Source organism: Nocardioides sp. NPDC057767 (assembly GCF_042798275.1).
GTDB lineage: Bacteria > Actinomycetota > Actinomycetes > Propionibacteriales > Nocardioidaceae > Nocardioides.
The window spans coordinates 25,328-44,125 of record NZ_JBHVKJ010000049.1 but is presented as its reverse complement, the minus strand read 5'-3'; the positions used below and the strand labels follow the sequence as shown (position 1 = coordinate 44,125).

Annotated in this window: 17 protein-coding genes; all 17 read right to left on the bottom strand. The window is 70.3% G+C overall.

What is annotated here, in order from left to right; translation table 11 throughout:
• Window positions 1–36: 36 nt before the first annotated feature.
• Window positions 37–792, bottom strand: coding sequence for an SDR family oxidoreductase (locus tag ACFVDI_RS22115; RefSeq protein WP_350716012.1), 756 nt, complete (start codon window positions 790–792; stop codon window positions 37–39).
• Window positions 793–838: 46 nt separating this feature from the next.
• Window positions 839–1,585, bottom strand: a complete 747-nt coding sequence (locus ACFVDI_RS22110) for an ABC transporter ATP-binding protein (protein ID WP_179658648.1) — start codon at window positions 1,583–1,585, stop codon at window positions 839–841.
• On the bottom strand, window positions 1,582–4,344 hold the full coding sequence (locus ACFVDI_RS22105; RefSeq protein WP_179658649.1) for a branched-chain amino acid ABC transporter permease/ATP-binding protein: 2,763 nt from the start codon (window positions 4,342–4,344) through the stop codon (window positions 1,582–1,584). The genes ACFVDI_RS22110 and ACFVDI_RS22105 overlap by 4 nt, the downstream gene beginning before the upstream one ends.
• A 215-nt stretch (window positions 4,345–4,559) precedes the next feature.
• A complete protein-coding gene (locus ACFVDI_RS22100) occupies window positions 4,560–5,474 on the bottom strand; it encodes an LLM class F420-dependent oxidoreductase (protein WP_350716010.1) in 915 nt (304 codons plus the stop codon).
• Between the two features lie 25 nt (window positions 5,475–5,499).
• The gene (locus ACFVDI_RS22095) at window positions 5,500–6,675 is read right to left on the bottom strand and encodes an acyl-CoA dehydrogenase family protein (RefSeq protein WP_350716008.1); all 1,176 of its coding nucleotides are present in this window, start codon (window positions 6,673–6,675) and stop codon (window positions 5,500–5,502) included.
• A complete protein-coding gene (locus tag ACFVDI_RS22090) occupies window positions 6,675–7,259 on the bottom strand; it encodes a flavin reductase family protein (RefSeq protein ID WP_179658652.1) in 585 nt (194 codons plus the stop codon). The genes ACFVDI_RS22095 and ACFVDI_RS22090 overlap by 1 nt, the downstream gene beginning before the upstream one ends.
• 4 nt (window positions 7,260–7,263) lie before the next feature.
• Window positions 7,264–8,181 carry an alpha/beta hydrolase gene (locus tag ACFVDI_RS22085; protein WP_350716006.1) on the bottom strand — a complete coding sequence of 306 codons (918 nt, stop codon included), beginning with the start codon at window positions 8,179–8,181 and terminating at the stop codon, window positions 7,264–7,266.
• Between the two features lie 5 nt (window positions 8,182–8,186).
• Window positions 8,187–9,392 (bottom strand): thiolase family protein, encoded by a 1,206-nt coding sequence (locus tag ACFVDI_RS22080; protein WP_350716005.1) that lies wholly within the window; start codon window positions 9,390–9,392, stop codon window positions 8,187–8,189.
• A gap of 25 nt (window positions 9,393–9,417) precedes the next feature.
• The gene (locus tag ACFVDI_RS22075; protein ID WP_350716003.1) at window positions 9,418–10,905 is read right to left on the bottom strand and encodes an aldehyde dehydrogenase; all 1,488 of its coding nucleotides are present in this window, start codon (window positions 10,903–10,905) and stop codon (window positions 9,418–9,420) included.
• Between the two features lie 28 nt (window positions 10,906–10,933).
• Complete coding sequence (locus tag ACFVDI_RS22070) at window positions 10,934–11,716, bottom strand: enoyl-CoA hydratase/isomerase family protein (protein WP_350716001.1); 783 nt, start codon at window positions 11,714–11,716, stop codon at window positions 10,934–10,936.
• A complete protein-coding gene (locus ACFVDI_RS22065; protein WP_350715999.1) occupies window positions 11,713–13,326 on the bottom strand; it encodes an AMP-binding protein in 1,614 nt (537 codons plus the stop codon). Before ACFVDI_RS22065 ends, ACFVDI_RS22070 begins: the two co-directional genes overlap by 4 nt.
• Window positions 13,323–14,876, bottom strand: a complete 1,554-nt coding sequence (locus ACFVDI_RS22060) for an AMP-binding protein (protein ID WP_350715997.1) — start codon at window positions 14,874–14,876, stop codon at window positions 13,323–13,325. Before ACFVDI_RS22060 ends, ACFVDI_RS22065 begins: the two co-directional genes overlap by 4 nt.
• Before the next feature lie 30 nt (window positions 14,877–14,906).
• Window positions 14,907–15,440 (bottom strand): aromatic-ring-hydroxylating dioxygenase subunit beta, encoded by a 534-nt coding sequence (locus tag ACFVDI_RS22055; protein ID WP_179658658.1) that lies wholly within the window; start codon window positions 15,438–15,440, stop codon window positions 14,907–14,909.
• Complete coding sequence (locus ACFVDI_RS22050; RefSeq protein ID WP_350715995.1) at window positions 15,437–16,738, bottom strand: aromatic ring-hydroxylating dioxygenase subunit alpha; 1,302 nt, start codon at window positions 16,736–16,738, stop codon at window positions 15,437–15,439. Before ACFVDI_RS22050 ends, ACFVDI_RS22055 begins: the two co-directional genes overlap by 4 nt.
• On the bottom strand, window positions 16,735–17,178 hold the full coding sequence (locus ACFVDI_RS22045) for an OB-fold domain-containing protein (protein WP_350715993.1): 444 nt from the start codon (window positions 17,176–17,178) through the stop codon (window positions 16,735–16,737). The genes ACFVDI_RS22050 and ACFVDI_RS22045 overlap by 4 nt, the downstream gene beginning before the upstream one ends.
• Window positions 17,175–18,332: a thiolase family protein gene (locus tag ACFVDI_RS22040; protein WP_350715991.1), complete on the bottom strand. Its 1,158-nt coding sequence runs from the start codon at window positions 18,330–18,332 to the stop codon at window positions 17,175–17,177. Before ACFVDI_RS22040 ends, ACFVDI_RS22045 begins: the two co-directional genes overlap by 4 nt.
• Window positions 18,329–18,613 carry a hypothetical protein gene (locus ACFVDI_RS22035; protein WP_350715989.1) on the bottom strand — a complete coding sequence of 95 codons (285 nt, stop codon included), beginning with the start codon at window positions 18,611–18,613 and terminating at the stop codon, window positions 18,329–18,331. Before ACFVDI_RS22035 ends, ACFVDI_RS22040 begins: the two co-directional genes overlap by 4 nt.
• Between the last annotated feature and the right edge of the window lie 185 nt (window positions 18,614–18,798).

Genomic DNA, 18,798 nt, shown 5'->3' with positions numbered 1-18,798 from the left:
CGTCAGGACGAGCCGACTCGGCGGTGGTGTGGGAGATCAGTGGTTGACCAGGCCGCCGTCGACGCGGAAGTCGGCGCCGGTGGCGAACGAGGCGTCGTCCGAGGCGAGGTAGGCAGCGAGCTTGGCGATGTCGTCAGGCTGACCCAGTCGCGGCACCAGCGACTTCGCCAGCAGCCCGTCGAGCACCCCGGGCTGGGAGAGCTGCTCGGCAGAACCGGGCGTCTCGACGACGCCGGGGCTGATGCTGACCGCCCGGATGCCGCGCGGGGCGCCCTCGGCGGCCATGACGTGGGTCATGCCGCGTACGCCCCACTTGGCCGCGGAGTGAGCGATCCCGGCGACACTGCCGCCATGCCCGGCGACCGAGGCGGTGTTGATGATCAGTCCGCCGCCCGCGCCCAGCTGCGACCAGGCCGCCTTCGTGGCAAGGAAGACCAGGGTGAGCTCGTTGCGGATCGAGCGGTCCCACTCCTGCGCCGTCATCGACTCGATGGTGCCGAAGGCGCCCGTGGAGGCGTTGTTCCACAGCACATCCACCTGGCCGAACCCGGTCACCGCCCGGTCCACCCACCGCCGGCACTCCTCGAGATCGCCGAGGTCGAGCGGCGAGACATCGATCATCGTGCCGCCCGCCTCGGTGACCAGCGCCTGCGTCTGTGCCGCACTCTCGGCGTCGACGTCGCAGCCGACCACCCGGGCGCCGGCCTCGGCGAAGCGCAACGCTCCGGCGCGACCGATGCCGCCACCCGTCCCGCTGATGAGGGCCACCTTGCCCTCGAGGGATCGTGTCATGGCGCTACCTTCCTTCCCTGTGCCCGAGCGGTTCTCGGGCCCGGCTTCAGACCGCGGCGGCCTCGCCCAGGTAGGCCGCCTCGAGCCGCTCGGGGTGAACAGCCAGCTCCGCGGCGCTTCCCTGCAGGCGTACGTCGCCGTGCACCAGCACCAGCGCCTCGTCGGCGACCTCGAGGGCGAGGTGGACATGCTGCTCCACGAGCACGACCACGGCTCCGGTCTCGTCGGCGATGCGGCGTACGACGGGAAGCAGCTCCTCGACGATGACGGGGGCCAGACCCATGCTCATCTCGTCGATGAGCAGCACCTTGGGCTGCTGCACGAGTGCCCTCGCGACGGCGAGCATCTGCTGCTCGCCTCCGGAGATGGAGCCGGCGGAGACCTTGAGCCGCTTCTTCAGCGCCGGGAACATCTCCATGGTGGCCTCGAGGCTCGGGCCTCCGCTCTTCTGGGCGATCTGGAGGTTCTCTCTGACCGAGAGGCTGGTGAACAGCGCGCGGTCGTCGGCGACGAGAACGAGCCCCGCCTTGTTGGCAGCGCCGGGACGGGCGCTGGGCAACGGCGTGCCGTTGACCACCACCTCGCCCTCGATCCGGGGCAGGAGGCCGGCCAGCGTCGTCATCACCGTCGTCTTCCCGGCGCCATTGGGGCCGAGGACTGCGAGCACCTGACCGGCGGAGAGCCTCACGTCCAGATCTCGCACGACCGTCACCGCACCGTACCCGGCAGCCAGTCCCCGGCACTCGAGCACCGGTGTGGGGCGCTCGCCCGACTCTTCGATCTTCGACGTCATGCCGTGGCCACCTTGTCTGCTTGGGAGCCGAGGTACGCCTCGGCGACGCGGGGGTCGACGCGGATCTCGGCCGGCGTACCGGACGCGATCACCTCGCCGAAGTTGAGGACCGTGATCTGGTCGCACAGGCTCAGCATCAGGCCCATGTCGTGGTCGACCACGATGATCGTGACGCCGCTGTCGCGGATCCGCCGCAGGCGTTCGGCGAGCCAGGTGCTCTCGGCGGTGTCGAGACCGCCGGCCGGCTCATCGAGCAGGAGCACTCGGGGGTGGCCGGCCAGGGCACGCGCGATGGAGACCAGCTGGCGCTGGCCCTGGGAGAGCTCACCCGCCGGGCGCTCGCGGACCGCGTCGAGACCGAGGAGCCGGAAGACCGCCTCGATCCGCTCGGTGTCGCCGCTCCTCGGCGCTCCCGGGGCCTCCGGCCGATGACCGGAGGCGGTGAGGCCGACCTTGACGTTCTCCAGCACGCTCAGGTCCTCGTAGAGCTCGATCGCCTGGAATGTACGGCCCAAGCCGGCACGGATCCGCTGATGGGGCAGGAGATCCTGGAGCGGCTCGCCGGCCAGGACGATCTCGCCGGTGTGCGGGGCGAAGCCACTGATCGCGTCGATCAGGGTCGTCTTGCCCGCACCGTTGGGGCCGATCAGCCCGACGATGGAGCCTCGCGGCGCGGTCATCGAGACATCCTTGACCGCGACGACGCCGCCGTAGTGGACCGCGACGCCGCGCAGCTCCAGCTCGATGGAGGCCTCGGCGTCCATGCCGACGTGCTCGGTCTTCTCGGAATCGTCGAAGGAGGCGCCCGAGCCGACGACGGCGTCTCGCCCGACCGTCTGCCGACGCTTTGCGATCAGGGCGTGGGCGGGGCCGACGATGCCCTCGGGGTTGAGGATGACGGTGAACACCAGGAGCACGCTGGCGACGACGGGGTACCAGCCGCCCGCCGAGAAGACCTCGTCGATCATGATGAAGAAGATGCCGTTGGCCGCGGTGACGCCTGCCAGGAGACCGCCCGAGACCGAGGTGATCCCGGCGAGGTAGACCGTGGCGAACAGGAACAGCCCGGCCATCGCCGAGAAGGACGTCTCACTGATCGTCTGCTGCTGATAGGCCATGAGCGACCCGCCGAGCCCCGCGACGAAAGCGGCGATCGCGAACGCCAGGATCTTGATCCGGACCACGTTGACACCGGCCGCGGCCGCGGAGCGCTCGTTGGCGCGTACGGCGAGCATCTGCGCACCGAGCTGGCTGCGTCGCAGCCGCGCGACGCCGACGGCGACTGCGACCAGGACGAGCAGGCACAGCAGCCCGAAGCGGATGCGTGGATAGTCGGCGCCGGCGCCGATGCCGAGGTCCCAGCCAAACAGTGTCGGTGGGTCGACGCGTACGCCCGAGGTGCCGACGAAGTCGAGGTTCCGGAACCAGAACGCCTCGACGGCGAAGGCGAGCGCCAAGGTCACCACCGCGACGGTGAGCCCGCGGATGCGCAGCGCCGGCAGCCCGATCACCACCCCGAGGACCATCGCCGCCAACGCCCCGACGATCGGGGCCAGGGGGAACGGGATGTGCAGCTGCTCGCCGATCGGCGCCATCAGGAAGCCGCTCGCGCCGGCAATGGTCAGCTGGGCGAGGGAGACCTGGCCGGCGTACCCGGTCACGATCACGATCGAGAGCGCGATGATCGCCATGATGAAGGTGGTGATCAGGCCGTTGCGCCAGCGGTCCTGGAGCAGGACGAGCGCCAGCACGGACACCGCCGTCATGATCAGGGTGGTCGTGAGCACGTGACGCGGGCGCGGTGCACGTCCGAGCGTCTGCAGGATGATCGCGCCGCGGGCCGGCAGCGACCGGGCACGCACCACGAGCACGAGCAGGATGATGACCAGCGGGATCAGCTCGGGCAGGCCGGAGGAGGGCAGCGACGGGTAGGCGGTCTGCAGGTATTGCGCCTCGGACTGGAGCGCACCGATCGCGATGCCCGCCACGACCGCCCAGATGACGAACTGGAAGCGCGCGACGATCGCTGCTGCCAGGGCCGGGACGATGAAGAGGGTGTACGCGACGGGGACCAGCGGGACGATGGGGGCGATCAGGATCCCGGCCAGGCCGGCGACCGCCGAGCTGAGCATCCAGTTGTAGGCCGCGATCCGATCCGGCGAGATGCCGCTGAGGTAGGCGCCGCGCTCGGTCTCGGCCGCGGCTCGGGTGGCGAGGCCGAACTTCGTGAACCGGAACGCGAGTGCGAGAAGGACCGCGAGCCCGAGCATGGTGAGCGCGAAGTAGACGCGGTCGGAGGAGACGAAGAGGTCACCGCTGCGCCACTGCTCGACGGGGAAGATCGGCGCGACGGCGACCGCGTCGGTGCCGATCTTCTCGGCGAGCAGGCCGGTGACCAGCAGCGAGAGGCCGAGGGCGGCGACCGCCTTGGCCACCGGGGGCGCGGTCCGGAGCGGCCGGAAGACGGCGACGTAGAGCAGCAGGCCGAGCAGCGCCCCGAAGGCGAGCGAGATGACCAGCGCCGGCCAGAGTCCGAGCGGCTGGCCGAAGTCGACAGTGTTGGGCAGCCCGGGGATCGGCAGGAGGATCTGCCCCTGGCGCAGGAAGGCGTAGACGTAGGCGACATAGAGGGCGATCGCGCCGCTGCCGAAGTTGAGCACTCCGGAGCTTCGGTAGGTCAGCACGATGGCGAGGGCCAGCGCCCCGAAGACGGCTCCGTTGCCGAGGCCGAGCAAGAGGAACACGAGATGCTGCGTCATCGGCGGCAGTCCCTTCGAATGGAAGTGTGATCAGTGACACAGACGTTAGATCATGAAGGATGCCTACCGCTACGGATCGAAGGGAAAAATGTGTCGCCGATCACGTCGCGGACAAAACTGAGCCACCTACTCGCCCAAAAAGACAGTACGACCACATGGCCCGAGGCGTGGTCGACGCATCGGGCTATGTGGTCACGGGTGTCAGTTTTTGGCCGTCAACAGCGGAGCAGGTGTTCGCTCATGACCGCGACGTCGCGCCTGAAATCGGCGTAGGACCGGCTGTCCGGCTCTATCGTCAGCCAGGTGACCCCGGCCTCGGCATACTCCTCGAGCCGGGGGGCGACGGCGGCGGCGAACTCCGCGGCGCCGGTACGCAGCAGGCCCTTCTCGAACGGCACGAAGCTCACCTCCATCGGCCCTCGGCCGAGGTCGGCGCGACGCTTGTTCTGCTCGTCGATCAGCGCCCGCAGGGTGGTGAGGTCCTCCAGCGGCGGGGTTCGGGTGATCGCCGCCGTCTGCGCCGACTGCGCCATCGGCAGCCAGCCGTCGGCCAGTTCCACGACGCGGCGGCGGGCGGCCTTGCTGTTGCCCCCGATCCAGATCGGCGGGCCACCCGGCTGGGCGGGCAACGGCAGGGACTCGTGCCCGGCGATGCCGAACTCGGGCCCGTCGTGCTCCTTCCCCGACCAAGTGGCGCGCATCGCGGCGATACCCTCGTCGAGAAGCTTTCCGCGCCGCTTGAAGTCGGCGCCCAGGGCCGCGAACTCGGTCTCCAGGTAGCCCGCCGCCAGACCGAGGGTGAGTCTGCCGCCGGAGAGCAGGTCGAGGCTGGCGGCCGACTTCGCCGCGAGATAGGGGCTGCGGTAGCCGGCGACCATGACGTACGTGATCAGCTCGAGCCGCCGAGTCGCCTCGGCGGCGATGGAGAGCGCGACGAACGGGTCGAAGGCGTGATGCCCGCCGTTGGCCAGCCACGCCTTGTCGGGGTAGGGGTGCTCGCTGACGGAGAAGCCGTCGAAGCCGGCGTCCTCCACGAAACGGGCCAGCTCACCGAGGCTGCCCTCGCCGATCCACTCCGGGAAGCGCTTCACCGCCCGCATCGGGAACATCAGGTTCGTCTTCACAGCCATCTCCGCTCGTGTCGTGTTGCCAGGGTCAGCGCAGCAGGTCGCGGGCGATGACGACGCGCTGGACCTCGGTGGCCCCCTCGCCGAGCCGCTTGACCCGCAGGTCGCGGAACCACCGCTCCAGCGGCAGCTCCTCGGCGAGGCCGAGCGCGCCGTGGATCTGGATGCAGCGGTCGAGGATCCGGTAGGCCGCCTCGGTGCCGTACATCTTGGCGACCGAGGCGTCGACGCGTACGTCCTTGCCGAGGTCGGCGTTCCAGGCCGCCTGGTAGGTGAGCAGCCGCGCGGCGCGCAGCTCGACCTCGCAGTCGACGAGCATCCACTGGATGCCCTGCTTGTCGGCGAGCTTGCCGCCGAACACGTCGCGGTCCTTGGCCCAGGCGCAGGCCAGGTCGAGGGCCTCCTGGGCGATGCCGATCGGGCCGGCGGCGTACAGGATCCGGCCGTTGACCAGCGTCGAGCTGGCCTGGGCGAAGCCCTTGCCCTCCTCGCCGATCAGGTTCTCCACCGGGATCCGGACGTCGTCGAAGTGGAGCTCGTACGGTGCGAATGAGGCCATCACCTCGATCCGTCGGATGCTCAGGCCGGGGGTGTCCTTCTCGACGATGAAGCAGGAGATGCCGCCGCGGCCCTCGCCGGTGCGCGCGTAGACGACGCCCCAGTCGGCGCCGTCGGCATGGCTGGTCCACATCTTCGACCCGTTGAGGACGTACGCGTCACCGTCCCGCACCGCCTTGAGCTGGATCGCCCGGGCCGGGTCGGAGCCGCCGCCGGGCTCGCTGATCGCGGTGTACGCCTTGGTGGCGGTGCCGTCGAGGATCGGCTGCGCGAAGCGCGCGAACTGCTCCTTCGTGGCCCCGTACATGACGATCGGCGGGTTGCCGCCGAAGGCGCCCAGGGCCGGGAAGAACGCGCCCATCCGGCACTTGGCGGCCTCCTCGGCGACGACCACCTGGCCCAGCAGGCTCAGCCCCGCTCCGCCGTGCTCCTCGGGGGTCTGCAGAGACCAGAGACCGATCTTGCGAGCCTTCGCCTGCAGGTCGACCAACAGGTCGCGGGGCAGGCCGGCTGTGTCGTGCGGGAGGGTCGACTCCAGCGGCTGCACCTCGGCCTTCATGAATCGACGGACAGTGTCGCGCAGAGCAACCAGCTCCTCGGGCAGCTCCCAGGCGCCGGTGTGGCCCAGCTCGGTCACCGTCGACATCAGCCGTCCTCGGCGAAACGGCGCGTGCGGGCGTTGTCGAGCTGTGGGCCGTGGTTGGTCTCGTACTGCTCGATCCACTCCTTCGGCAGCTTCCCCCACGCCTCGCCGATCTGGAGCCGGTGGCCGGGGTTGAGGATCTCCGCGGCGACCACGTCACCGACGAAGATCGAGCTCTCCTGCACGTCGAGGGTGCCGACCACCTTCGCCTCGACGTAGCTGTGCGCACCGAGCAGCACCGGAGCGCCGGTCACCCCGGTCTTGGTACGCAGCTTGCCCAGCTTGTCGCCGTCGCGGCCCGAGCTGCCGCCGAGCGTCATCAGGATCTCGAGCGACTCCTCGATCTGGTCGTCCTCGGCGCTGAGCAGGTGCATCACGAAGATGCCGGAGTTCACCACCAGGTCGTGGGTCAGGTTGTACTTGGTCAGGCTGATCGTCGCCCGGGGTGCCTCGGGGACGATGCTGGCGGCACCCGCCGAGAGTGACATCAGCCCGTTGGCGAAGCCGCCGTCGATGGTCGTGACCGCGACCGGGAACGGCCGCAGCCCGCCCAGCACCTTGTTGGCGGCGTCGGTGTCGATGCTCATGTGCTCATTCCTTCGCGGATGGTTGGAGGGCCTCATCGAGGTAGGTGAGGAGGTTGGCGGTGAAGATGTCGTTGTCGTCGCCGGCGACCATGTGCCCGGCCTCGCGTACGTCGACGACGCTGATGTGCCCGATCAGCTCGCGCATCTCGGCCACGCCGGCGTCCGAGATCACGTCGGACTGGACGCCGCGCACCAGGAGCACGGGCTGCCGGATCTGCCGGGATGCGGCCCGCGAGCGGGCGTAGATCGCCTCGCTCATCGCGGAGTCGACGTCCTCGTCGGCGGGCCGGTCCAGGCGCATCATCGCCGGGTCCCAGTGCCAGTGCCAGCGGCCGTCGCGCAGCCGGAGGTTCTTCCGCAGCCCGTCGAGGCTTCCGGTGCGACTCCGGTGCGGGTTGTAGGCGGAGACTGCCGCAGCCGCCTCCTCGAGCGAGCCGAACCCCTCGGGCGCGCCCTGCATGAAGGCCTTGACCCGGCCCGCGCCCTTCCGCTCGACCCGGACGGCGATGTCGACCAGCACCAGCGCCTCGGCGAGCGCGGGATCCTCACCGACCGCGATCAGGGAGACCTTGCCGCCGAGGGACGCGCCCACCAGCGTCAACGGAACCTGCGGCTCGACTCTCCGGATGTGGGCGACGAGCTCGCGCAGGTCGGCGATCATGACCTCCATGCCGTAGTCGCCGTCCGCGGACCAGTCGCTGTCCCCGTGGCCGCGCAGGTCGACCGAGTACGCCACCCAGCCGTCGACGGCCAGCCGCTCCCCCGTACGACGCCACGAATGCCGGGTCTGCCCGCCGCCGTGCAGCAGCACGACGACGCCCTTGGGGTCCGGCCCCGCCTCACGGGTGGCCCAGCGATCCGCCGCGAGCCGGAGCCCGGCCCCCGGAAGGCTGACTCGCTCTGCCTCGACCGTCGCGTCCACGGCGCTCACCTGCCTTCGGCGGGCGCGGGCACCTCGATGACGACCGCTCCTGCCTGACCGCCGCCCGCGCACATGGCGGCCACGGCCAGACCGCCGCCGCGGCGGCGGAGCTCGTTGATCAGGGTGATGACCATGCGGGTGCCCGAGGCCGCGACCGGGTGACCGAGGCTGCAGCCGCTGCCGGCGGTGTTGACACGCTCCTCGTCGATGCCGAGCTTCTTGCAGGCCGCGACCGGTACGGACGCGAACGCCTCGTTGATCTCCCACAGGTCGATGTCGGCGATGGCCAGACCCGCCCGGTCCAGGACCTTCGGGATGACGTCGAGCGGCGCGAGGCCCATTCGGGCCGGTTCGGTCGCGGTGGCGGCCCAGGCCCGGACGACGGCGAGCGCCTCCAGATCCCTCTCGGCGGCGAGCTCGCTGGAGACCACCATGACCGCAGCGGCTGCGTCGTTCATGCCGCTGGCGTTGCCGGCGGTGATGGAGAAGTCCTCGATCTCGGGGTGGAGCGGGTTGAGCGAGGCCAGCTTCTCCAGAGTGGTGCCGCGGCGCGGGTGCTCGTCGGTGTCGAAGGTGACGGTGGTGCCATCGGCCTGGCGGGCCTGGACCGGCACGATCTCGTCCTTGAACGCACCTGCGTCGATGGCCGCGACGGCACGCTGGTGGGAGCGGAACGCCCAGGCGTCCATCTCCTCTCGGGTCAGGCCGACCTCCTTGGCGGTGTTCCAGCCGACCGAGATCGACATGTCCATGTTGGGGGCCTCGGGCGTGTCCGGGTGCGTGGGCGGCATCCACCGTTCGGTGAACTGGTCGAGCGTGCCGGGCGTACGGAACTGCTGCAACGGCGAGGTGGAGGTCGACTGGGTGCCACCGGCGATGATCGCGCGCTCGGCTCCGGAGCGGATCTGGGCCGCGGCGTTGCCGATCGCGGTCAGGCCGCCCGCGCAGTGCCGGTTGATCGCCTGCCCAGGCACCTGGGTCATGCCGGTGACGACCGCGGCGTGCCGGGCGATGTCACCGCCGCCGTAGTTCGACTCGGCGAGGATGATGTCGTCGACGTCGGCGACGTCGAGGCCCGAGCGCTCCTGCACCTCGCGGAGGACGACCTCGGCCAATTCCATGGCGGTGGTGTCGCGCAGGGTGCCCTTGAAGGCGGTGCCGATCGCTGTGCGAGCACCAGCGACGATGACGGCTTCGATCTTCTCTGACATGGTGATGGTCCTTCGTGGTGGTGGGTCAGCCGAGGGTGAACGGGTCGCGGGTCTCCCCGCTGAGCTCGATCCAGACGGCTTTGGTCTCGGTGAAGTCCTTGACGGCCTCCAGGCCGTTCTCGCGCCCGACGCCGCTGGCTCCCATGCCGCCGAAGGGGACGCTGGGTGCCACCGCGCGGTAGGCGTTGACCCAGACCGTGCCGGCGCGCAGCCGGGCGGCGACCCGGTGGGCGCGGTGGACGTCGTTGGTCCACACCGAGCCGGCCAGGCCGAAGTCGGTGCCGTTGGCAGCGGCGATCGCCTCGTCCTCGTCATGGAAGGTGGAGACGGCCAGGACCGGCCCGAAGATCTCCTCGGCGACCGCACGCATGTGCGGGGTGACGTCGGTGAGAACGGTCGGGCGTACGAAGTAGCCCCCGAGCTCGCCCGCCGGCTCGGCACCGTACGCGATGGTCGCACCCTCCTCACGCGCGGCGGCGAAGTGGGAGAGCACCTTCTCGTACTGAGGTGCGTTGGAGACCGGGCCCATCTCGGTGGCCGGGTCGCGCGGGTCGCCCAGCACGATCCTCGAGGCGCGGGCGACGACCTTGGCCACCAGCTCCTCGGCGACGTCCTCGTGCACGAGCAGGCGCGAGCCGGCCAGGCAGGTCTGGCCGGTGGCCGCGAAGATGCCGGAGATGACACCGTTGGCGGCCGCGTCCAGGTCGGCGTCGGGGAAGACGACTTGTGCCGACTTGCCGCCGAGCTCGAGAGTGAAGCGGGTCATGTTGCTGATCGCGGCCTGACCGACCTTGATGCCGGTGCCAGTGGATCCGGTGAAGGCGATCTTGTCGACGCCGGGGTGCGCAGCCAGTGCCGCCCCCGTCTCCGGTCCCCATCCGGTGACGACGTTGATGACGCCCGGCGGGAACCCTGCTTCCTCGAAGAGCCGGGCGAAGGCCAGGGTCGAGACAGGGGTGTGGTCGCTGGGCTTGACCACGAACGTACAGCCTGCGGCCAGCCCGGCGGCGAGCTTCCAGGTGAGCAGCAGGAGCGGCGAGTTCCACGGCGTGATCGCGCCGACCACGCCGACCGGCTCGTGGGTGGTGTAGACGAGGTAGTTGGACTTACCGGTCGGGATCACCGTCCCCTCCAGCTTGTCGGCCATCCCGGCGAAGTAGCGGTAGTAGTCGGGCAGGCCACGCATCTGGCCCGACATCTCACGCAGCAGCTTGCCGCCGTCGCGTACCTCGTAGTCGGCGAGCTGGTCGGCCTCACGTTCGATCACGTCGGCCAGGCGGTGGAGCAGGCGGCCACGCTCGGTGGCGCTGAGCCGGCCCCACGGCCCGTTGAGCGCGTCGCGCGCCGCAGCGACCGCCCGGTCGACGTCCGTCGTGTCACCGTCGGGCACGACCGCCCACGGCTGACCGGTGTACGGGTCGATGCTCTCGTACGTCCGCCCCTTGCTCGCAGGCGTCTCGGTCCCGCCGATCAGCAGGCTGAACGCCGGCACGGTCTCGGTCTCGGTGGTCATCAGAGGTCTCCTCGTCGAGCTCGGGTGGTCAGCGGAAGCGCGGCGGGCGCTTGTTGGTACGGGAGTCGCTGCGCCCGCTACCGGCGTTGCCGATCTGCGTGTAGGACAGGCCGTTGCGGAGCGCGGTGGCCGGCACCATCTCCAGCGACTCCCAGATCGCGCGTACGGTGCCCTGGATCCCTTCGGGGCGGCGGCCGGCGATCTCGCCGGCGAGCTGCTGGGCGCGTTCGCGCAGCTCGTCAGACGGGACGACCTCGCTGACGATCCCGGCCCGCAGCGCGGTCGCCGCGGTCATCCGCTCGTCGCTGCCCAGCAGCGCCCACCGCAACACCTCACCGAGGTTCACGCCGCGGGCGAGCATGCCGATCGGCTCGAGCGAGGAGACGATGCCGGCGTTCGCGTGCGGGTCGAAGAAGGTCGCGTCCTCGGAGCAGATCACGATGTCGGACTGGTTGAGGAAGTACATCGCGCCGCCCGCCGCCATGCCGTGCACGGCAGAGATGACCGGTTTCCACACCCGGTGGTGGCGAGGGCCCAGCGACATCCCCGGGTCCTCCTGGTTCCACGGGCTCAGGTGGGCCCACCACGCGCCCTCCTCCACGTCGATGCCGGTGCAGAAGGCCCGCTCGCCGTTCGCCTGCAGCACGGCGACGCGGATGTCGTCGTCGTCGCGGACCTCGGCCCACACCTGCGCGATCTCCTCGGTCATCGTCTGGTTGAAGCTGTTGAGCCGCTCGGGACGGTCGAGGGTGATCGTGGCGACGTGGTCGGTCACGTCGTACTCGATGGTCTTGAAGCGAGGATCCGTCATGACTTCTCCGATGTCTTCGGGTCGAGCCCCTCGGCAGCGAGGAAGCGCTGTCGCAGGTCCGACTTGACGATCTTGCCGAGCGAGTTGCGGGCCAGCGTGTCGACCAGCTCGATCTGCTCGGGGAACTTGCGTACGTTGAGGGTCGTCGTGCGCAGGTGGGCCCGCACCGACTCCAGCGTCGGGGGCGCGGCCGGGTCTTGCGGCACCACGACCGCGCACACCCGCTCCCCCGAGACCTCGTCCGGGAGCCCGATCACGACGACGTCGGCGATGGCCGGGTCGCCGACCAGCACGGCCTCGACCTCCTGGGCCGAGATGTTCTCCATCTTGCGGATGATGACGTCCTTGAGCCGCCCGGTGACGCCGAGGCGGCCGTCGGCGTCGAGGTGGCCGAGGTCGCCGGTGCGGAAGAACCCGTCCTCGTCCAGCGCGCCGTCGTCGAGAGCAGGATCGACATAGCCGCGGAAGAGCTGCGGGCCGCGTACCCGGATCTCGCCGGTCTCACCGACCCCGAGCACCTCGCCGTCGGGCCCGACGATGCGCACCTCGCCGCCACCGGACGGGATGCCCTCGTAGACCGCGTGCTGCTCGGCGGTGTCGTGCGGGGTGCCCCAGGTGATGTAGGGGCACTCGGTCATGCCGTAGCCGGAGATGATGCCGACGCCGCCGAGGCGCTCGGCCGTCGCCGCGCTCAGCCCCGGCGGGCGACCGGAGCCGCCGCCGAGGGTCGCCCGAGAGCGCGGGAAGAGCGGCGCGACCCCGCGCTCGGCCGACAGCTGCAGGTAGGCGTTGGTGAAGGGCAGCCCCGAACCGATCAGGGTGGCCTCGTGCTCGATCAGCAGGTCGGCGCAGGCCACCGGGTCGAAGACCGCGCTCATGATCAGCGCGTGGCCCACCAGCAGCGCATCGAGCATGTGCGCGATGCCGCCGACGTGGGCGACGGGGACGAACTCCGCGAGCCGGTCGGCCGCGGTGAGCTCCAGGTTGACCACGAACGTACGCGCCGCGGCGATCAGCCCGGCGTCGCTGTGCTTGACGCCCTTCGGGGCGGCGGTCGACCCGGAGGTGTAGAAGATCCAGCCGACCGCGTCGGGGTCGGTACGCGGCTCGGGGATGCTCCCGGGGTCGCCGACCGGCCACTCGCCGTCGTCGACGACGAGCACGTCGAGGCCGTCGACACGCGCCTGCACCTGCTTCGCCATGGCGGCGTGGTCGAAGCCGCGGTAGCTGCTCGGCACGATCAGCAGCCGGGCGTCCACCTGGCGGGTGATGAACTCGACCTCGGTCGCTCGCAGCATCGGGATGATCGGGTTCTGCACCGCCCCGATCCGAGTGAGCGCGACCGAGAGCGCCATCGACTCCACGCTGGTCGGGAGCTGCCAGGAGACGACGTCGCCGCGGCGTATGCCCCGCTCGATCATGCCCGCCGCGAGCTCCGCGGCCAGGTCTCGGAACGCCGCGAAGGTCACGTGTCGGCCATGCTCGTCGACGGCGAACTCGGCGTCGGGGGTGAGCTCGGCCCGGTCCTGGGTGAGCTGCCAGATGGTCGTGCTGGAGAGGCCCGCCGGGCTCTCGGACAGCGCCTGGGTGAGGTTGTCGGGCATGGTCATCGTCCCACCGCGCTGAGCTCGGCGGCGATCTCGCGCTTGAGGATCTTGCCTGCCGGGCCGAGCGGGAGCTCGGTGCGGAACTCGAAGCGCCGCGGCTGCTTGTAGCCGGCCAGCTTCTCGCGGCACAGCGTCTGGATCTCGGTGCCGAGCTCCTCGGTGTCGATCTCGCCGCGCGGCACCATGACCGCGACCGGGGTCTCGCCCCACTCCGGGTCCTGGACGCCGACGACCGCGACCAGGTCGATGGCCGGGTGCTGGCCGATGACTCGCTCGATCTCGCCCGGGTAGACGTTGAAGCCGCCGGAGATGATCATGTCGGTCTTGCGTCCGGTGACGTGCAGGTAGCGCTCCTCGTCGAGGAAGCCGAGGTCGCCCGACCACAGCCCCTCGGGCCGGAACGTCTTCGCGCTGGCCTCGGGCAGGTTCCAGTAGCCGACCGCGGAGGCGTCGCTGACGATCACGATCTCGCCGATCTCGCCGGTGGGCAGTTCGTTGCCGTCCTGGTCGACGATCCGGATCGAGCACATCGGCGTCTCCTGGCCGCAGGCGGTCAGGATCGAGTTCTTGCCGGCGACCATGTCGCGATGGTCCTGCGGGGTGAGGATCGTCGCCTGGCCCCCGCACTCGGTCAGTCCGTAGCGCTGCTGCAGGTCACAGCCGAGCAGCCGCATCGCCTTCTCGGCCAGCCCCGGTGGCACCGGCGCCGAGCCGTAGCTGATCCGGCGCAGGCTGGACATGTCGCGGGCCGGGCCCTCCTCCAGGATGCGCAGGGTGCGCTGCAGCATCGTCGGGATGAAGGTCGTGAAGGTGATCCCGCTGCGCTCGATCTCGTCGATGACGGCCTGCGGGTCGAAGCGTTGGTGGATCACCATCGTCTGACCCAGATAGGTCCACGAGAGCGTGCGCACCATCCCGCCGGCGGTGAAGAACGGCGTCGTGGCGAGGTAGACGTCCGCGCGGTTCGCCTCGGTCACGATCGAGGTGTCGACGACCTGGGCGAGCATCCCGCGGTGGGTGTTGACCACGCCCTTGGGCCGGCCGGTCGTGCCGCTGGTGTAGAGGATGAACTGCGGGTCGTCCGGCACCAGATCGGCCGGCGTCGGGTCGGTCGCCGTCGAGGCGGCCAGGGCCGACTCGTAGTCGGTGCCGACGCCGGCGCCGCCGATCTCGAGCACGACGTCGAGATTCTTCAGCTCCTCACCGAACCGCTCCACCTGGTCGGTGTGGATGACCGCACCCCGCGCGCCGGAGTCGTCGCGGGCGTAGGCCAGCTCGTCGGCCGCCAGCCGGATGTTGACCGGAACCGCGATGAACCCGGCCTTCGCGAGCGCGAAGACGATCTCGGGCCACTCGACGGTGTTGCGGGCGATCACCAGGACCCGGTCGCCCTTGCCGAGGCCGGCCCCGGCCAGGTGGTTGGCCAAGCGCCGGGCGCGCTCGTCGACATCGGCCCACGAGAGCGTGCGACCGTCCACGACGATCGCATCCTTGTCCGGGACGCGGCGGGCATTGTTGGTCGAGATCTGACCGATCAGCACGGGCTGCCTCACATTCTGGTTCGTACGGGGTTGACCGGCTGGTCAGATCAGGAAGGCCAGGGTGTTGACGGGACCACCGGCGCTGACCAGGTGGACCGTCTTGTTGACCAGGCGCAGGCCCTCCGGCGTACGCCTGACCTTGTGGACGACCCGACCGGCCCAGACCCGCTGCTCGTAGCGGTATTCGAAGAGGGCGAAGTTGGAGGCGACGGTGACGGTGGACTCGTCGGCGTCGAGGACCTCCATGTTGCTGAGCAGCCGCCGCATCACCGAGGGCGGCGTCTGGGAGTGCCGGTTGCCGGTGTTGAGCTGGGCGACGCGGCTCTTGATCCGATTGCGGTTGTCATAGATGTAGGAGAGCTTCATCTTCGGGTCGTCGTCGGGGTGCATCGGCACCCAGTAGAGGGCGTCGTCCTCCCAGAGTTCCTCCCACTCGGAGTAGCGGCCCTCGTCGGCGAGCCGGGCCTCATAGAAGAGGTATGCGGCGACGTCGGCATCGGGTGCCGGCAGCGGCCCGGGGGCGGCCACCTGATTCCGCGGGTACGCGGGCTGGTCCTGAGCTGCGATCATCGTCATGACGCGGGGATCTCCTGTCCTACGACGCTGGCCCACTGGCGGTAGAAGCCGCGTTGCGGGGTCTCGGCGCTCTTGTCGCTGTTGACGATCCCGGTCTCGTCCGTGACGTCGGTCTCGAGCCCCCGGGAGAGCTCGAGCCACTCCGGGTTGCGGGCGGCCAGGCCCGCCTGGTTGCGCATGCCGATCTCGCCGTCGTCGGCGATGAGGAAGCCGGCCGGGCCCATCGCGCCCTCCGATCGGCGCATGGTGCGCTGGTTGAGCTTCTCCTGGCCCGGGATGACGACGGCGGCGGTGTAGGCGATCGTCTCGTCGGTGGCGATCGGCTCGACGTACATGACGTTCATCTCGGCGAGGAACAGGTTGGGCCAGATCAGGGTGTGCGCGGGGCCGACGACGAGAGCGTCGTGAGCCTTCTCCGGACCGTGGGCCGCCTCCAGCGCCTCGACGTACTCGGGGAGCTTGGCGCGCGGGATCCGGCCGTACCAGACGAACTCCTCGTCGAGCTTGCGGTACTCCGCGGAGTAGTCGATCTCGGAGTGGCCGCCGCCGAGGTCACGGACGACCGTCTTGACCTTCGCCGGGACGTGGGAGACCTTCGCGGGGCGGATCGCGTCGTAGACCGAGGCGTGGGTGAACAGCGCGTGGTAGCCGTCGACGTTGTTCTCCACGACCATCTTCCAGTTGGCGTGGTGGTGGTGCTTCATCCAGCCCCGGCTGAGGTCGATCTTGCCGGTGGGCGAGAGGTCGAGAACCCGGTCGATCGCGCCCATCGCGGCGCCCAGGTGCTCCTTGAGCGAGATGCCCTCGGAAGCCAGCGAGGCGAAGACGAAGCCGCCGTAGCTGTCGACCCGGGGGGCCTCGGCCATGCCGAGCTGCTCGCGCACCTTGGCGAACTCCTCGCCGTAGCCGCCGCGCATCGGCACCGCCATCAGGGAGCCGTCGTTGCTGAAGGTCCAGCCGTGGTAGGGGCAGCGGAAGGAGGTCGCGTTGCCCGACTCGGCGTTGCACAGCCGGTTGGCCCGGTGGCTGCAGCGGTTGAGCAGGACCCGGATCACGCCGTCCTTGCCGTGCGAGACGACCACCGGGTCGCGGCCGATCCGGCGAGTCAGGTAGTCGCCCTCCTCCGCCACCTCGCTCTCGTGGGCGACGTAGACCCACCCGGTGCGGAAGATCGTCTCCATCTCCCGGTGAAAGATCTCCGGGGAGGTGTAGACCGACCCGTGCACACGATGGTTCTTGACGATCGTCGAGACGTCGAACGCCCCGCTGGTCGGGACCTCTGGGTCCGTTGTGGTCATGGGGTGACCTCCGATGTGGATGGGGTGGTGAGTGCTGCTGGGATGGAGACCCCACCCAGCTCGCGGAAGACGACGGCGACCGGGTCGCCGATACGTGGGAGACCCGGCGGTGCGGTGCGGGTCGTCATGATCAGCCGGTGTCCGCTGGAGAGCTCGACGTCGAGCACCGGGTAGGGCTCCTCGGCGACCACCAGCCCCGGCTCGCGGCGGTGGACGCGGGTCGCGGAGTGGACCGTCCCGGCCGGCTCGACCGGCCGCCAGGCGATCTCGTCGGCACCGCAGCCGTCACAGACCTGCTGGTCGAGGTCGAGCGGTGTGCTGCACTCGCCGCAGAACGGCAGGGCGAGTACGCCGTGCGCGGCCGCCTCGTAGAGCGGGGCGAGCAGGTCGCCCTCGACCTGCGGGGCGAGGGTCTCGCTCAGGAGCCAGTCGGTCGTCATGCCGCACGTTCCAGGATGAGGGCCGCGTGATGGTCGATGCGACCGCCGATGCCGCCGACCAGGGCGGTGGCGGCGCCGTCGACCTGGCGCTCTCCGCCCTCGCCGCGGAGCTGGACCAGCGCCTCGGCCAGCGGAGTCATGCCCTGGAGGTAGAAGCCGGAGAGCTGGCCGCCGCCGGTGTTGGTGGGCAGCGCTCCCCCGCGACTGGTCTCGCCGGACGCGACGAACTTGCCGGCGGGCACGCCTCCGGTGAGCGCGTACTCCTCCAGCAGCATCAGGGTGACCACGGAGAACGGGTCGTAGAGCTCAGCGACGTCGAGGTCGCCGCGAGTCATCCGGGCGGCGTCGAGCGCATCGTCGACCGCCCGGCGACCGCCGCCGAACCAGGACTCTCGGCCCGCTCGGCGGTGGCGTACGGGGTGCGCGCGGCCGGTGCCGCGTACGTTCACCCGGATCGGGTTGCCGAGACCGGGGTCGCCGGTGACCACGACCGCGACCGCGCCGTTGACCGGGCGGGCGCAGTCGAGCCGGCGCAGCGGGTCGGCGATCATCGGCGCGGCGAGGTAGCCCTCGGCGTCGAGCGGCTTGCGCACCACGGCAGCGGGATTGCCGAGCGCCCAGGCGCGGGTGGTCACCGCGACGGCGCACAGGTCCTCAGGGGTGCCGCCGCTGACGTGCATCCAGCGCTGGGCGAGCAGGGCGTACGTCGGCACCGAGCCGAGCACGCCGGAGGCACGTTCCAGGCCGCGTACGCCGGACTGGCCGCCGCTGTGGGCGTAGGTCGAGCCGGCGCCCTTGCCCGCCACCAGCGGCGCGTCGGCGAAGACGCAGACGACGGTGCTCGCCGCCCCGGTCGCGATGGCCAGGGCGGCGCGCTGGATCATCGCGATGGTCGTGGCGCCCTTGATCTCGACGTGCTCGAGCAGGCGCAGGTCGCCGAAGCCGCCCTGGGCGGCGAAGGTGACGCCGAGCCGGTCGGGGCGCACGCCCTGGGAGGTGCCGACCAGCAGCCCGTCGACGTCGGCGCGGGTCAGCCCGGCGTCGGCGAGCGCCAGGCCGACGGCCTCGCGGGCGAGCCCCTGCGGCGTACGCCCGGGGGTCAGCGACATCTCGGTCATGCCGAGCCCGACCAGGGCCACATCGGCGGAGGTCACTGCACGCCTTCGGGTTCGCCGGTGGGTTCAGGACGCGGGGGGCGCTCGTCACGGTAGGCGCCGACGCGCATCCACTCCACCCGGTCGTCCGGGGTGGCCTGGGTCAGGCAGGCGAGCTCGAGCGGGGAGAGGAAGATCTGCTCGCCCGTCTCGACGTCCTCGACGAGCAGACGCGGGCCATTGCCCGTGGTGTCCAGCGAGACGCGGACGACGGCGAACTCGTTGGCCAGCGTCGCCAGCTCCTGCCGGATGACCGGGCGGATGCGCTCTTCCTGCGTCATTGCGTCTGCTGACCTACTCACTGGAACTCATTGGATCGATGGCTCTCATGTTTTATCGCATACGACTGTCAGAAACAAGCCCCTGTGAAGCATTGGAGACAGACCGAGACGAGGCCCCAATGCCCGCCAAAGACTGGCCAAACAGGCGGAGCGACGGCAGACTACGACTCAGACGTACTATTAAG